This window comes from Arthrobacter sp. AD-310 (assembly GCF_054656615.1).
Map to the genome: position 1 here is coordinate 141,408 of NZ_BAAHNO010000009.1, position 13,038 is coordinate 154,445.

Annotated in this window: 18 protein-coding genes; 1 reads left to right on the plus strand and 17 read right to left on the minus strand. The window is 62.1% G+C overall.

The window, feature by feature from the left end:
• Positions 1-2: 2 nt before the first annotated feature.
• The 12 genes from rplN to rpsJ all read right to left on the minus strand — a co-directional run bounded on the left by rplN (position 3) and on the right by rpsJ (position 6,218).
• Complete coding sequence (gene rplN / locus ACYQ1Z_RS06440) at positions 3-371, minus strand: 50S ribosomal protein L14 (RefSeq protein WP_043119386.1); 369 nt, start codon at positions 369-371, stop codon at positions 3-5.
• A gap of 494 nt (positions 372-865) precedes the next feature.
• Positions 866-1,171: a 30S ribosomal protein S17 gene (gene rpsQ, locus ACYQ1Z_RS06445; protein WP_459791667.1), complete on the minus strand. Its 306-nt coding sequence runs from the start codon at positions 1,169-1,171 to the stop codon at positions 866-868.
• Entirely contained in the window at positions 1,168-1,497 is a 330-nt protein-coding gene (gene rpmC, locus ACYQ1Z_RS06450; RefSeq protein WP_009358301.1) for a 50S ribosomal protein L29, read from the minus strand. The genes rpsQ and rpmC overlap by 4 nt, the downstream gene beginning before the upstream one ends.
• Before the next feature lie 2 nt (positions 1,498-1,499).
• A complete protein-coding gene (gene rplP / locus ACYQ1Z_RS06455; RefSeq protein WP_021472412.1) occupies positions 1,500-1,916 on the minus strand; it encodes a 50S ribosomal protein L16 in 417 nt (138 codons plus the stop codon).
• Complete coding sequence (gene rpsC / locus ACYQ1Z_RS06460) at positions 1,917-2,747, minus strand: 30S ribosomal protein S3 (protein WP_133202374.1); 831 nt, start codon at positions 2,745-2,747, stop codon at positions 1,917-1,919.
• On the minus strand, positions 2,748-3,113 hold the full coding sequence (gene rplV / locus ACYQ1Z_RS06465) for a 50S ribosomal protein L22 (protein WP_009358304.1): 366 nt from the start codon (positions 3,111-3,113) through the stop codon (positions 2,748-2,750).
• A gap of 38 nt (positions 3,114-3,151) precedes the next feature.
• Entirely contained in the window at positions 3,152-3,433 is a 282-nt protein-coding gene (gene rpsS / locus ACYQ1Z_RS06470) for a 30S ribosomal protein S19 (protein ID WP_003803803.1), read from the minus strand.
• A 12-nt stretch (positions 3,434-3,445) separates the two neighbouring features.
• A complete protein-coding gene (rplB, locus tag ACYQ1Z_RS06475) occupies positions 3,446-4,285 on the minus strand; it encodes a 50S ribosomal protein L2 (RefSeq protein WP_459791668.1) in 840 nt (279 codons plus the stop codon).
• Positions 4,286-4,314: 29 nt separating this feature from the next.
• A complete protein-coding gene (rplW, locus tag ACYQ1Z_RS06480; RefSeq protein WP_011692807.1) occupies positions 4,315-4,620 on the minus strand; it encodes a 50S ribosomal protein L23 in 306 nt (101 codons plus the stop codon).
• The gene (gene rplD / locus ACYQ1Z_RS06485; RefSeq protein WP_459791669.1) at positions 4,617-5,237 is read right to left on the minus strand and encodes a 50S ribosomal protein L4; all 621 of its coding nucleotides are present in this window, start codon (positions 5,235-5,237) and stop codon (positions 4,617-4,619) included. Before rplD ends, rplW begins: the two co-directional genes overlap by 4 nt.
• A 4-nt stretch (positions 5,238-5,241) precedes the next feature.
• Positions 5,242-5,892, minus strand: a complete 651-nt coding sequence (gene rplC / locus ACYQ1Z_RS06490) for a 50S ribosomal protein L3 (RefSeq protein ID WP_459791670.1) — start codon at positions 5,890-5,892, stop codon at positions 5,242-5,244.
• A 17-nt stretch (positions 5,893-5,909) separates the two neighbouring features.
• Entirely contained in the window at positions 5,910-6,218 is a 309-nt protein-coding gene (gene rpsJ, locus ACYQ1Z_RS06495) for a 30S ribosomal protein S10 (RefSeq protein ID WP_003803825.1), read from the minus strand.
• Between the two features lie 398 nt (positions 6,219-6,616).
• Here rpsJ and ACYQ1Z_RS06500 point away from each other — a divergent pair, with 398 nt between their 5' ends.
• Positions 6,617-8,053 (plus strand): GH1 family beta-glucosidase, encoded by a 1,437-nt coding sequence (locus ACYQ1Z_RS06500; protein ID WP_459791671.1) that lies wholly within the window; start codon positions 6,617-6,619, stop codon positions 8,051-8,053.
• Position 8,054: 1 nt separating this feature from the next.
• Here ACYQ1Z_RS06500 and ACYQ1Z_RS06505 read toward each other — a convergent pair whose 3' ends face one another.
• The 5 genes from ACYQ1Z_RS06505 to rpsL all read right to left on the minus strand — a co-directional run bounded on the left by ACYQ1Z_RS06505 (position 8,055) and on the right by rpsL (position 12,791).
• Positions 8,055-8,180 carry a hypothetical protein gene (locus ACYQ1Z_RS06505; protein WP_459791672.1) on the minus strand — a complete coding sequence of 42 codons (126 nt, stop codon included), beginning with the start codon at positions 8,178-8,180 and terminating at the stop codon, positions 8,055-8,057.
• Between the two features lie 128 nt (positions 8,181-8,308).
• Positions 8,309-9,499, minus strand: coding sequence for an elongation factor Tu (gene tuf / locus ACYQ1Z_RS06510; protein ID WP_013601835.1), 1,191 nt, complete (start codon positions 9,497-9,499; stop codon positions 8,309-8,311).
• Between the two features lie 261 nt (positions 9,500-9,760).
• A complete protein-coding gene (gene fusA / locus ACYQ1Z_RS06515) occupies positions 9,761-11,875 on the minus strand; it encodes an elongation factor G (protein ID WP_459791673.1) in 2,115 nt (704 codons plus the stop codon).
• A gap of 69 nt (positions 11,876-11,944) precedes the next feature.
• Positions 11,945-12,415 (minus strand): 30S ribosomal protein S7, encoded by a 471-nt coding sequence (gene rpsG / locus ACYQ1Z_RS06520; RefSeq protein WP_003803829.1) that lies wholly within the window; start codon positions 12,413-12,415, stop codon positions 11,945-11,947.
• Between the two features lies 1 nt (position 12,416).
• Complete coding sequence (rpsL, locus tag ACYQ1Z_RS06525; protein ID WP_009358312.1) at positions 12,417-12,791, minus strand: 30S ribosomal protein S12; 375 nt, start codon at positions 12,789-12,791, stop codon at positions 12,417-12,419.
• Positions 12,792-13,038 lie beyond the last annotated feature (247 nt).

The window sequence follows — 13,038 nt, forward strand, 5'->3', positions numbered from 1 at the left end:
GACTAGAGCACCTCCGGAGCCAGAGAAACGATCTTCATGAACTTCTTGTCACGCAGTTCACGACCAACCGGTCCGAAGATACGGGTACCGCGGGGGTCACCGTCGTTCTTCAGGATCACAGCTGCGTTCTCGTCAAACTTGATGTAGGAACCATCCGCACGGCGGCGTTCCTTCTTGGTACGGACGACGACAGCCTTGACGACGTCGCCCTTCTTTACGTTGCCGCCCGGGATTGCGTCCTTGACGGTGGCGACGATGACGTCACCGATGCCTGCGTAGCGACGGCCAGATCCACCGAGAACGCGAATGGTAAGGATTTCCTTAGCACCCGTGTTGTCGGCGACCTTCAGTCGCGACTCCTGCTGAATCACTATTTACTCCTTGCGTCGCGCCGGTTCTCAGACCGAAAAACTTCCTACGGAATGAGCCTTGCGGAACGGTTGATCGGGGTGTCTCTTGACCTGCCTGGATTTTGCCAGACCAGGCCTAAACGCCCGTGCCAGAAGCAGTTGCCCCCATCCGGTCCGGGACGGATCCCGGGCGCAAGGAAGCACTATGCTGTGGCACGCTTGTTTACGAGTTTGGTGAACGGCGCGGAAAGGCGCCATACAAACTCAATATCCTAGCACGTTTCCGGCGGATCCCCATATCACCCGGCAGCACTCCCCCGCAAGACGGACGACGGCGTCACGCACGGCAGCCTTTCGGCCCGCCTTGGGTGCCGCTCCCCCGCAAAGCCGGGACGCCGCCGTCGTACGCTCCGCAAAAGCGTGCTCCGCGTGACGCTCCAGGCGGCCGGCCGGATTAAACGAGGAAGCCCCCGCTCCCGGAAGGGAGCAGGGGCCACACGGCAAAGCAGCAGGTGCTACTTGGCCTTCTCGAGGATTTCCACGAGCCGCCAGTTCTTGGTGGCGGACAGCGGACGGGTCTCGGCGATGACAACGAGGTCGCCGATGCCGGCGGTGTTGTTCTCGTCGTGTGCCTTGACCTTGGAGGTACGGCGGATGACCTTGCCGTACAGGGCGTGCTTCACGCGGTCCTCAACCTGGACAACGATGGTCTTTTCCATCTTGTCCGAAACCACGTAGCCGCGACGGGTCTTGCGGTAACCGCGCTGACCAGCCTTGGCGCCGGTAGCAGTTTCCGTCACGTTCTCGTCCTTTTCACTCACTTGGCATCCTCCTCGGTCTCAACCGTTTCGGCCTTTTCAGCCTTCTTGGTTGCAGCCTTCTTGGACTTCTTTTCTTCCTTGGCTTCCACAACCGGTGCGGCAACCTCGGCACGGATGCCCAGCTCGCGCTCACGGAGAACGGTGTAGATGCGGGCGATGTCCTTCTTTACCGCGCGCAGACGACCGTGGTTCTCCAGCTGACCGGTGGCGGACTGGAAACGCAGGTTGAACAGCTCTTCCTTGGCCTTGCGGAGTTCTTCAACGAGACGCTCGTTGTCGAAACCGTCCAGCTTTGCGGGAGCCAGATCCTTGGATCCTACTGCCATTTCTATTCACCACCCTCGCGACGCACGATGCGTGCCTTCAACGGCAGCTTGTGGATCGCCAGGCGCAGGGCCTCGCGAGCTACCTCTTCATTGACACCGGAGAGTTCGAACAGAACCCGGCCCGGCTTGACGTTTGCAACCCACCATTCCGGAGAACCCTTACCGGAACCCATACGGGTTTCGGCAGGCTTCTTGGTCAGCGGACGGTCCGGGTAGATGTTGATCCAGACCTTACCGCCACGCTTAATGTGGCGGGTCATGGCGATACGGGCGGATTCAATCTGCCGGTTGGTGACGTAGGCCGGGCTCAGGGCCTGGATGCCGTACTCACCGAAGGTGACCTTGGTGCCGCCCGTAGCAGCGCCGGAACGACCCGGGTGGTGCTGCTTACGGTGCTTGACTCGACGTGGGATAAGCATTTAAGCCTGTCCTCCTTCTGCTGCGGGTGCAGCAGCTTCAGCTGCCGGTGCTTCGGCAGCAGGAGCTGCGTCAGCGGCCGGGCGGTCGTTACGACGGCGGCGATCGCCACGGTCAGCGCCACCCGGGCGGCCCGGACGGTCGCCGGAGCGGCCGCGGGACGGGGCGGAAGCGGCCTGGGCGGCCAGTTCCTTGGCGGTGACGTCACCCTTGTAGATCCAGACCTTCACGCCGATGCGGCCGAAGGTGGTCTTGGCTTCGTAGAAGCCGTAATCGATGTTCGCGCGGAGGGTGTGCAGGGGCACACGGCCTTCGCGGTAGAACTCCGAGCGGGACATTTCAGCGCCACCCAGTCGACCCGAGCAGGCGATACGGATGCCCTTGGCACCTGCACGCTGGGCGGACTGCATGGCCTTCTTCATCGCACGGCGGAATGCCACGCGGGAAGTCAGCTGCTCTGCAACGCCCTGGGCCACAAGCTGGGCTTCCATCTCGGGGTTCTTGACCTCGAGGATGTTCAGCTGGACCTGCTTGCCGGTGAGCTTTTCGAGCTCGCCGCGGATGCGGTCTGCTTCTGCTCCACGGCGGCCGATGACGATGCCGGGACGGGCCGTGTGGATGTCCACGCGGACGCGGTCGCGGGTGCGCTCGATTTCGACCTTGGCGATGCCGGCGCGCTCCATGCCCGTGGACATGAGCTGGCGGATGCGGATGTCTTCGCGGACGAAGTCCTTGTACCGCTGGCCGGACTTGGTGCTGTCAGCGAACCAGTGCGATACGTGATCGGTGGTGATGCCGAGTCGGAACCCGTGCGGGTTTACTTTCTGTCCCACTTAGCGAGCCTCCTCTTTCTCCGGGGTAGCGACTACCACGGTGATGTGGCTGGTGCGCTTCTTGATCTGAAATGCACGACCCTGGGCGCGCGGCTGGAACCGCTTCATGGTCGGGCCTTCATCAACAAACGCTTCGCTGATGATGAGGTCGCCTTCGTCAAACGCCACGCCGTCGCGGTCCGCGAGGACCCGGGCGTTGGAGATTGCCGACTGAACTACCTTGAATACCGGCTCCGAAGCTGCCTGCGGGGCGAACTTCAGAATTGCCAGAGCCTCGTTCGCTTGCAAACCACGAACAAGGTTGACGACGCGCCGGGCCTTCATAGGCGTTACGCGGATGTGGCGCGCAATTGCCTTGGCTTCCATTGCTTTCCTTCTCTCGTCTTTGACGTAAGTGCAGGCGCCTAGCGGCGCTTGCCCTTACGGTCGTCCTTGACATGGCCGCGGAAAGTCCGCGTGGGAGCGAATTCGCCGAGCTTGTGCCCGACCATCGACTCAGTGACAAACACCGGGATGTGCTTGCGTCCGTCGTGTACGGCGATCGTGTGTCCGAGCATGTCGGGGATGATCATCGAACGGCGGGACCAGGTCTTGATGACGTTCTTGGTGCCCTTTTCGTTTTCCCTGGCTACCTTCACAAAGAGGTGCTGGTCAACGAAAGGACCTTTTTTCAGGCTGCGTGGCATGTGTCCAGGCTCCTATCGCTTGTTCTTGCCAGTACGACGGCGACGCACAATAAGCTTGTCGCTCTCTTTGTTGGGGCGGCGCGTGCGGCCTTCCCGCTTACCGTTCGGGTTGACGGGGTTACGACCACCGGAGGTCTTACCCTCACCACCACCGTGCGGGTGGTCAACCGGGTTCATGGCGACACCACGGACGGTCGGGCGGACGCCCTTCCACCGCATGCGGCCGGCCTTGCCCCAGTTGATGTTCGACTGCTCGGCGTTGCCCACCTCGCCGACGGTTGCGCGGCAGCGCACGTCAACGTTGCGGATTTCACCGGAGGGCAGGCGCAGCTGGGCGAAGCGGCCTTCCCTTGCGACGAGCTGGATGGATGCACCGGCGGAGCGGCCCATCTTGGCACCGCCGCCCGGGCGCAGTTCCACTGCGTGCACAACGGTACCCACAGGGATGTTGCGCAGGGGCAGGTTGTTGCCGGGCTTGATGTCCGCGTTGGGACCTGCCTCCACGAAGTCGCCCTGGGCGAGCTTGTTCGGGGCGATGATGTAACGCTTGGTGCCATCAACGTAGTGCAGGAGCGCGATGCGGGCAGTACGGTTCGGGTCGTACTCGATTTCGGCAACGCGGGCGTCAACGCCGTCCTTGTCGTGGCGACGGAAGTCGATCAGACGGTACTGGCGCTTGTGTCCACCACCCTTGTGACGGGTGGTGATCTTACCGGTGTTGTTACGGCCGCCCTTCTTGGGCAGCGGACGCACCAACGACTTTTCCGGCGTCGACCGCGTGATTTCGGTGAAGTCCGCTACGCTCGAGCCACGACGGCCCGGGGTAGTCGGCTTGTATTTACGGATTCCCATAATTTATTTCCTCGTTAAAGTGGTCTCCGCTACGCGAGCGGACCGCCGAAGATGTCGATGGTGCCTTCTTTGAGGGTGACAATCGCACGCTTGGTGTTCTTGCGGGTACCCCATCCGAATTTGGTGCGCTTGCGCTTACCGGCACGGTTGATGGTGTTGATCGATTCGACCTTGACGGAGAAGATCTTCTCCACGGCCAGCTTGATCTCGGTCTTGTTCGACCGGGGGTCCACCAGGAAGGTGTACTTGCCCTCGTCGATCAGGCCGTAGCTCTTTTCCGACACGACGGGTGCAAGCACAACGTCGCGGGGATCCTTGATGGTGGCTGCACTCACTTGGCATCCTCCTCGTTCTTAGCTGCCTTAGCGGCAACGAATGCTTCGTAGGCAGCCTTGGTGAAGACAACGTCATCAGAGACGAGAACGTCGTAGGTGTTCAGCTGGTCTGCGTACAGAACGTGAACACCGGCGAGGTTGCGCACGGACAGTGCAGCAACATCGTTGTCACGCTCGATGACAACCAGCAGGTTCTTGCGCTCGGAAACACCGCGCAGCGTCGCCAGGGCGGTCTTGGAGGAAGGCTTGGTGCCCTCAACCAGTTCGGCGACAACGTGGATGCGTCCGTTGCGTGCCCGGTCAGACAGTGCGCCGCGCAGTGCAGCAGCAATCATCTTCTTGGGGGTGCGCTGGCTGTAGTCACGCGGGGTGGGACCGTGGACAATGCCACCGCCGGTCATGTGCGGAGCACGGATCGAACCCTGACGGGCGCGGCCGGTGCCCTTCTGCTTGAACGGCTTGCGTCCTGCACCGGAAACCTCGGCGCGGGTCTTGGTCTTGTGGGTACCCTGGCGAGCAGCAGCGAGCTGGGCAACGACAACCTGGTGCAGCAGCGGCACGTTGGTCTGAACGTCGAAGATCTCTGCAGGCAGGTCAACCTGGACAGTGTTAGCCATTGAACTAGGCTCCCTTCACGGCGGTGCGTACGAAGACGACCTGGCCGCGGGCACCGGGAACGGCACCCTTGATCAGGAGCAGCGACTTCTCGACGTCTACCGCGTGAACGGTGAGGTTCAGCGTGGTGTGACGAACGGCGCCCATGCGGCCGGCCATTCTCATGCCCTTGAAGACGCGGCTCGGGGTGGATGCGCCACCGATTGAACCGGGCTTACGGTGGTTCTTGTGGGCACCGTGGGAGGCGCCAACACCGGAGAAGCCGTGACGCTTCATAACACCGGCGAAGCCCTTACCCTTGGTGGTGCCGATGACGTCGATCTTCTGGCCGGCCTCGAAGAGCTCAACGGAGAGCTCCTGGCCCAGCGCGTACTCGGCAGCATCTGCGGTACGGAGTTCGACGACGTGGCGGCGAGGCGTGACGCCTGCCTTCTCAAAGTGACCAGCCAGCGGCTTGGTGACCTTGCGGGGATCGATCTGGCCGTAGCCGATCTGAACGGCGACGTAGCCATCGGTCTCAGCGTTGCGCAGCTGGGTGATGACGTTCGAGTCTGCCTGGACCACAGTGACGGGGATGAGTTTGTTGTTCTCGTCCCAGACCTGGGTCATGCCGAGCTTCGTGCCCAGCAGGCCCTTAACGTTACGGGTTGCGGTCATAGTTTCTCAGCACCTCCCTACAGCTTGATTTCGATGTTCACGTCTGCCGGCAGGTCAAGACGCATGAGCGAGTCGACGGCCTTGGGCGTGGGATCGATGATGTCGATAAGACGCTTGTGCGTGCGCATTTCGAAGTGCTCGCGGCTGTCCTTGTACTTGTGCGGAGAGCGGATAACGCAGTACACGTTCTTCTCCGTGGGCAGCGGCACGGGGCCCACTACCGTTGCGCCTGCGCGCGTGACCGTCTCAACGATCTTCCGTGCTGAAACGTCAATGACCTCGTGGTCGTATGACTTCAGCCGGATGCGGATTTTTTGTCCCGCCATGTCGCCTGACTCTCTTTCAGTCTGTGCTTCCCCTGGTTAGGGCTGCCCTGTTCATTTCTCGTTGTATGGCTGCCGAAGCATTTGAGGTCGTAACCACCACCCGCCGCACAAGCTGAATCCGGATGAATCCGGGTTCCTCACCTTGCCGGCGCAACCGACCCCCGCGGTCGGGCGTGTCGCGCTCAACACGCATACAAATCCGCAAATCCATTGGGGTGGGTTATGTTTGGGCTTCAACTTGGACCCTGCGTCCGGCATTATCCGGATCGGGACGCGAAGAAGCGCTTGAACAACTCATCTAGTATGCCGGAAATCCCCGGAAGATGCGAATCGTCCCTTTTCGGAACCACCTTCGGCAGGTGATTGCCCTTGGTTCGGTCCGAATGGATGATAAGGACATGACGCTGGAAAGCACTGAATTGGTGACGGAACTGGCCGGGCGCATGCCGCCGTCGTTCACCCTGGGCGTGGCCGCGGCGGCGTTCCAGGTCGAGGGCGCCCTCCGCGAGGGCGGCCGCGGGCCGTCCGGCTGGGACGCGTTCGCGGAAAAACCGGGTGCGATCGTGGACGGCCACTCCCCTGCAGTCGCCTGCGACCACTACAACCGGCTGCCTGAGGACGTGGAGCTTCTCCGGGAGCTCGGCGTCGACTCCTACCGGTTTTCCCTGTCCTGGCCGCGGATCCAGCCGGACGGCCGGGGCAGCTTGAACAATGAGGGCCTGGACTTCTACGACCGGCTGATCGACCGGCTTCTCGAGGCCGGAATTTCTCCCATGGCCACGCTGTACCACTGGGACACTCCCCTGCCCCTGGAGCACCGCGGTGGCTGGCTGAACCGGGAGACAGCTGAACGCTTTGGAGACTACGCGGCAGCGGCCGGCGAACGCTACGGCGACCGCGTAGCCCAATGGGTCACACTCAACGAACCCCTCTCCGTGACCCTGAACGGGTACGCCCTTGGTGTGCACGCCCCTGGCCACGCGCTGATGTTCGATGCCCTGCCGTCCGTTCACAACCAGCTCCTCGCCCACGGCCTTGGCGCCCAGGCCCTGCGCGCAGCCGGCGTCACGGGAGGCGTGGGGGTAACCAACCTGCACTCGCCGGTCAGGCCTGCCAGCCGCAAGGTTGGCGACCGCCTCGTGGCGCACCTCTACGACCTGCTGATGAACCGGATCTACGCCGACCCCGTCCTGCTGGGCCGTTACCCCAGCCTGCCGGTGTACGCCAGGCCCTGGCTGCGGTCCATCGGCCGCATTTCGGACGCCGACCTCCGCACCATCCACCAGCCGCTGGATTTCTACGGCCTCAACTACTACTTCCCGGTGAAAGTGGCGATCGGCCGCGGGGTGACGCCCATTCCCGCCGAACCGCAGGAAGCGGTTGTCACCCTGCCTTACCACGAGGTGGGCTACCCCGAACTTGACCACACCGGGTTCGGCTGGCCGGTGGCTCCCGGGCATTTAGGCATCCTGCTGAAGGAACTCCAGGACCGGTACGGCGACGCCCTGCCGCCCGTCTACATCACCGAAGGCGGTGCAAGCTTTCCCGAGCCGGACACCGTTGACGGCACACTCGGGGACGGGCAACGGGTGCAGTACCTGGCGAACCATCTGCGGGCGGCACTGGAGGCCACATCCCCGGGCGGCATCGCGTCCCGCGTGGACCTGCGGGGCTACTACGTCTGGACGCTGATGGACAATTTCGAATGGGCCGCCGGCTACTCACAGCGTTTCGGACTGGTGCACGTGGATTTCCGTACCCAGCAACGGACCCCGAAGCAGTCCTACTACTGGTACCAGGCCCTCAGCCGGGCAAGGAAGTCCAGGGAGGCCTAGGTTACTGGTTCTTGTTTGCCCGGTTGATCCGCTTGGCACGGTCAATTTCGTGCCGGAAGTACTTCTTGGCCCAGAACACGCCGGCCACCACGGCAACCACCACAAGCAGGAAAATAAGCCATCCCATGACGGACTCCTTTCAACGTTTTCAACAGTATCAGGGAGGTTAAAGCGAAAAGCCCCGCTGCACAGGCAGCGGGGCTTTTCTCTGGACTATCCGGCGCTCAGTCCGGATTCTCCATTGATCAGCAAGGACTACTTGATGATCTTGGTAACGCGTCCCGAACCAACGGTGCGGCCGCCTTCGCGGATAGCGAAGCCGAGGCCCTCTTCCATAGCGATCGGCTGGATGAGCGCAACGGTCATCTCAGTGTTGTCGCCGGGCATAACCATTTCCGTGCCCTCGGGCAGGGTGATAACGCCGGTAACGTCCGTCGTACGGAAGTAGAACTGCGGGCGGTAGTTGGAGTAGAACGGGTTGTGGCGTCCGCCTTCGTCCTTGGAGAGGATGTAGACGTTGGCCTCGAAGTCGGTGTGCGGGGTGATGGAACCCGGCTTGACGACAACCTGGCCACGCTCGACATCGTCGCGCTTCAGACCACGGAGCAGCAGGCCACAGTTCTCGCCGGCCCATGCTTCGTCGAGCTGCTTGTGGAACATCTCGATACCGGTAACCGTGGTCTTCTGGACCGGGCGGATACCGACGATCTCGACCTCGGAGTTGATGGCGAGGGTTCCACGCTCGGCGCGGCCCGTAACAACGGTGCCACGACCGGTGATGGTGAAGACGTCTTCGATCGGCATCAGGAACGGCTTGTCGCGGTCACGTACGGGGTCCGGAACGGACTCGTCGACAGCAGCCATCAGGTCCTCAACGGACTTGACCCACTCGGGGTCGCCTTCCAGGGCCTTCAGGCCGGAAACGCGAACGACGGGAGCGTTGTCGCCGTCGAAGCCCTGCGAGCTCAGGAGCTCACGAACTTCCATTTCCACGAGGTCGAGGAGTTCCTCGTCCTCAACCATGTCAGCCTTGTTCAGCGCGACCAGCAGGTAGGGAACACCAACCTGGCGGGCGAGCAGAACGTGCTCGCGGGTCTGAGCCATGGGGCCATCGGTAGCGGCAACCACGAGGATTGCGCCGTCCATCTGGGCAGCACCGGTGATCATGTTCTTGATGTAGTCAGCGTGACCGGGGGCGTCAACGTGTGCGTAGTGACGCTTCTCGGTCTGGTACTCCACGTGGGAGATGTTGATGGTAATACCGCGCTGACGCTCTTCGGGAGCAGAGTCGATCGACGCGAAGTCGCGCTTCTCGTTGAGATCCGGGTACTTGTCGTACAGCACCTTGGAAATGGCGGCCGTCAGCGTCGTCTTACCGTGGTCAACGTGACCGATGGTGCCGATGTTGACGTGCGGCTTAGTCCGCTCGAACTTTGCCTTTGCCACAGGTTCCTCCTAGAACGTTTTCAAATGGCTTGCCCTTCGGCCGCGCTTGTCGCGGCAGAAACTCAGGCAAGTCTACTTGGGGGCTTTGGTTTGGTGAAATTGCAGATTCAGGAACTAATACTAATCCCCTGAGCCTGTTCGTGCAGATGGCCGGGACTGGCCCTGCCGTTAGGGGCCGACCGGCCCCGGCCACCTGCACCGGCTGCGCTTTCCGTTTCCGGCCGGCGCACCCGAGGTGTTCGCTTTGAAAGTCCGGAAGGACTACTCGCCGCGGCTCTTCTGGATGATCTCGTCGGCAACAGCCTTCGGGACCTCGGCGTAGCTGTTGAACGTCATGGAGTACACAGCACGGCCCTGGGTCTTCGAGCGCAGGTCACCGATGTAGCCGAACATGCCGGACAGCGGGACGTGTGCACGGACAACCTTGACACCGGCTGCATCTTCCATGGACTGCATCTGGCCACGGCGTGAGTTAAGGTCACCGATAACGTCACCCATGTATTCCTCAGGGGTGCGGACCTCGACATCCATCAGCGGTTCAAGCAGGACAGGGTTCGCCTTCTTGGCGGCTTCCTTGAAAGCCATCCGGCCGGCGATCTTGAACGCCATTTCCGAGGAGTCGACATCGTGGTAGGCGCCATCGATCAGCGTCGCCTTGATGCCAACAACCGGGTAGCCGGCCAGCACGCCGTCGTTCAGCGCGTCCTGGATACCGGCATCAACCGACGGGATGTACTCGCGCGGAACGCGGCCACCGGTGACCTTGTTCTCGAACTCGTACAGCTCGCCCTCGGCCGTGTCGAGCGGTTCGATGGCGATCTGGACCTTTGCGAACTGGCCCGAACCACCGGTCTGCTTCTTGTGCGTGTAATCGTGGCGTTCCACGGCACGCTTGATGGTCTCGCGGTAAGCAACCTGCGGCTTGCCCACGTTGGCTTCAACCTTGAACTCGCGGCGCATGCGGTCCACCAGGATGTCCAGGTGGAGCTCGCCCATGCCGGCGATGATGGTCTGGCCGGTGTCTTCGTTGAGGGACACCTGGAAGGTGGGGTCCTCAGCGGAGAGCTTCTGGATGGCCGTGGACAGCTTCTCCTGGTCACCCTTGGTGTTCGGCTCGATCGCCACGGAGATCACGGGCTCCGGGAAGCTCATGGACTCGAGGACGATCTGGTTGCTGGCGTCGCACAGGGTGTCACCGGTGGTGGTGTCCTTCAGGCCGATCGCTGCGTAGATGTGGCCTGCGGTAGCTGCCTCGACGGGCATTTCCTTGTTGGCGTGCATCTGGAACAGCTTGCCGATGCGCTCCTTCTTGCCCTTGGTGGAGTTGACCACCTGCGCACCGGATTCCACGTGACCGGAGTACACGCGGATGAAGGTGAGCTGGCCGAAGAAGGGGTGTGCCGCAATCTTGAACGCCAGGGCCGAGAACGGCTCGTCAGCGGACGGCTTGCGGGTCAGTTCCTTCTCTTCGTCCTTCGGATCGTGACCGATCATCGGAGGAACGTCGAGCGGGTTGGGCAGGTAGTCCACGACGGCGTCAAGCATCGGCTGGACACCGCGGTTCTTGAAGGCGGAGCCACAGAACACGGGGTACAGCTCGGAGTTGATGGTCATCTTGCGGATGCCGGCCTTGAGCTCGTCAATGCTGAGCTCTTCGCCTTCGAGGTACTTCTCCATGAGTTCTTCGGAGGACTCGGCAACGGTCTCAACGAGGGCCGCGCGGTACTCTTCAGCCTTCGCCTGAAGGTCAGCCGGGATCTCCTGGATCTCATACTTGGCACCCATGGTCACGTCGCCCTTGGCGTCGCCGGGCCACACCAGTGCGCGCATGTAGAGCAGGTCCACGACGCCGATGAAGTCGTTCTCGGCACCGATCGGCAGCTGCATGACCAGCGGCTTGGCACCGAGGCGGCTGATGATGGTGTCCACGGTGAAGTAGAAGTCCGCACCGAGCTTGTCCATCTTGTTGACGAAGCAGATGCGCGGGACGTTGTACTTGTCAGCCTGGCGCCACACGGTCTCGGACTGCGGCTCCACGCCTTCCTTGCCATCGAAGACGGCAACAGCACCGTCGAGGACGCGCAGGGAGCGCTCAACCTCAACGGTGAAGTCAACGTGGCCGGGGGTGTCGATGATGTTGATCTGGTTGTTTTCCCAGAAGCAGGTCACGGCGGCAGACGTGATGGTGATGCCGCGTTCCTTTTCCTGTTCCATCCAGTCAGTCGTCGAAGCGCCGTCGTGCGTTTCGCCGATCTTGTGGTTCACACCCGTGTAGAACAGGATGCGCTCGGTGGTAGTGGTCTTGCCGGCATCAATGTGGGCCATGATGCCGATGTTGCGGACCTTGCTAAGGTCGGTAAGCACGTCCTGTGCCACGGGGTCTCCTTTTGGGATGGACTACACGTTCGCCGCCGGCTCGGTTGAGCCGGCGGCGTCCGGGGAGTATTACCAGCGGTAGTGTGCGAAGGCCTTGTTGGACTCGGCCATCTTGTGGGTGTCTTCGCGACGCTTCACAGCGGCACCGAGACCGTTGGAGGCATCCAGGATTTCGTTCTGGAGGCGCTCGGTCATGGTCTTCTCACGGCGGGCCTTCGAGTAGCCCACCAGCCACCGCAGGGCGAGTGCGGTGGAGCGGCCCGGCTTAACCTCAACCGGAACCTGGTAGGTGGCGCCACCGACACGGCGGGAGCGGACTTCGAGGGAAGGCTTGACGTTGTCCATGGCCTTCTTCAGGGCGGCAACGGGGTCGCCACCGGACTTGGCGCGGGCACCTTCGAGGGCACCGTAAACGATGCGCTCTGCGGTGGACTTCTTGCCGTCAACCAGCACCTTGTTGATGAGCTGGGTTACCAGCGGGGAACCGTAGACCGGATCCGAAACGAGCGGCCGCTTGGGGGCCGGACCCTTGCGAGGCATATTACTTCTTCTCCATCTTTGCGCCGTAGCGGCTGCGGGCCTGCTTACGGTTCTTCACACCCTGGGTATCGAGGGCGCCACGGACGATCTTGTAGCGGACACCCGGGAGGTCCTTCACACGACCACCGCGAACGAGCACAATGGAGTGCTCCTGCAGGTTGTGGCCAACACCGGGGATGTAGGCGGTTACTTCAACGCCGCCGTTGAGGCGCACACGTGCCACCTTACGCAGAGCCGAGTTCGGCTTCTTGGGGGTGGTGGTGTAGACGCGGGTGCAAACACCGCGGCGCATCGGGCTGCCCTTAAGCGCGGGAGCCTTGGTCTTTGAGACCTTAGGCGTGCGGCCCTTGCGGACCAGCTGGTTAATCGTAGGCACTCTCGTGTTCTCCGTTTTATCCGGAACAGCCGTTTCCGGCTGCTCTCTTGTTGCGTTGCCCCGCCGCCCGGGCCTTGGAAGGAATCTCCGAAGGCGGCGAAGGCGAAGCCTTTAATAGTCGGATCCCATGCCGGCGACCTGACTCGCGTCAAAATGTCCCTAGGCATGCGAAAATGTGGCATACGTTGCACAAGAACCCTGCAAACCGGAAACGTCGCTCTGGTCCAGCCTTTCAGCTTGAACCGGC

Bases quoted from the DNA above. Each gene is read 5' to 3' on its own strand.
- ACYQ1Z_RS06500 (WP_459791671.1), top strand. From the start codon at position 6,617: ATGACGCTGGAAAGCACTGAATTGGTGACGGAACTGGCCGGGCGCATG.
- rpsG (WP_003803829.1), bottom strand. From the start codon at position 12,415: ATGCCTCGCAAGGGTCCGGCCCCCAAGCGGCCGCTCGTTTCGGATCCG.
- rplC (WP_459791670.1), bottom strand. From the start codon at position 5,892: ATGACCGCAACCCGTAACGTTAAGGGCCTGCTGGGCACGAAGCTCGGC.
- rpsS (WP_003803803.1), bottom strand. From the start codon at position 3,433: ATGCCACGCAGCCTGAAAAAAGGTCCTTTCGTTGACCAGCACCTCTTT.
- rpsJ (WP_003803825.1), bottom strand. From the start codon at position 6,218: ATGGCGGGACAAAAAATCCGCATCCGGCTGAAGTCATACGACCACGAG.
- rplP (WP_021472412.1), bottom strand. From the start codon at position 1,916: ATGCTTATCCCACGTCGAGTCAAGCACCGTAAGCAGCACCACCCGGGT.
- rpmC (WP_009358301.1), bottom strand. From the start codon at position 1,497: ATGGCAGTAGGATCCAAGGATCTGGCTCCCGCAAAGCTGGACGGTTTC.
- rplB (WP_459791668.1), bottom strand. From the start codon at position 4,285: ATGGGAATCCGTAAATACAAGCCGACTACCCCGGGCCGTCGTGGCTCG.
- rplV (WP_009358304.1), bottom strand. From the start codon at position 3,113: ATGGAAGCCAAGGCAATTGCGCGCCACATCCGCGTAACGCCTATGAAG.
- rplD (WP_459791669.1), bottom strand. From the start codon at position 5,237: ATGGCTAACACTGTCCAGGTTGACCTGCCTGCAGAGATCTTCGACGTT.
- ACYQ1Z_RS06505 (WP_459791672.1), bottom strand. From the start codon at position 8,180: ATGGGATGGCTTATTTTCCTGCTTGTGGTGGTTGCCGTGGTGGCCGGC.